This window comes from Pseudomonas sp. BBP2017, from assembly GCF_003024385.1.
Taxonomy (GTDB): Bacteria; Pseudomonadota; Gammaproteobacteria; order Pseudomonadales; family Pseudomonadaceae; genus Aquipseudomonas.
Genome location: NZ_PVZN01000043.1, coordinates 1 through 763 on the forward strand (window position 1 = coordinate 1; position 763 = coordinate 763).

Annotated in this window: 1 protein-coding gene; it reads left to right on the top strand. The window is 55.2% G+C overall.

Going from position 1 to position 763, the window contains the following annotated elements; genetic code table 11:
* Window positions 1-156: 156 nt before the first annotated feature.
* Window positions 157-763: type VI secretion system tip protein TssI/VgrG (gene tssI, locus C6382_RS23720; RefSeq protein ID WP_146146929.1), on the top strand; the 607-nt coding region annotated here is incomplete at its 3' end.

Below are 763 nucleotides of genomic sequence, written 5' to 3' on the forward strand. Positions count from 1 at the left end.
GATCGTGCGAGAAAACGAAAATTCCCACGATTGCTTGGGATGCTTCCTGCATCAAATCCTTTGCTGCCTTGGTAGCGTGCGCTGAAATTTGAGCGTGCCCAGGCGTTCGCCTGGACATCGCGTTCTGCTTTCACTTTTCAGCTTAAGGATAAGCGTATGTTCGCGTCGGCCAATGCTGCGCACTTCGCATTAATGATCCCTTCTGTCCACAACGATTTCAAGGTACTGGCCTTTGACGGTACTGAAACGATCAGTACCTTGTACGCAATCCAGGTCGAGCTGGTCAGCGAGTACCCTGACTTCGATCTGGAAAGCCTGCTCAGTCAGCCCGCGTTCCTTCAGTTTGGCCTGAATGGCGAAGGCATCCACGGGCGGATCGAAGATGTCAGGGTCGGCGAGCCCGGCACACGCCTGACCCGCTATCACCTGACCCTGGTGCCAGCGCTGCACTACTTGCAGTTCAGTCACAATCAACGGATTTTCCAGCACCTGACGGTGCCGCAGATCGTCGCTCAGGTGCTCCAGGGCCATGGTATTCAAGCCGATGCCTTTGTCTTTCATGTTCGCAACAGTCCCGTGCGCGAATACTGCACGCAATATTTCGAGAGCGATTACCAGCTGATCCAAAGGCTGTGCAGTGAAGAAGGCATTGCCTGGCACCACCAACACAGCTCGGATGGCCACTTACTGGTATTCACCGACGACCAGACCTTTTTCCCCAAGCTGGGTGCAACGCCGTACCTGCAAGGCAGTGGCCTGGTGG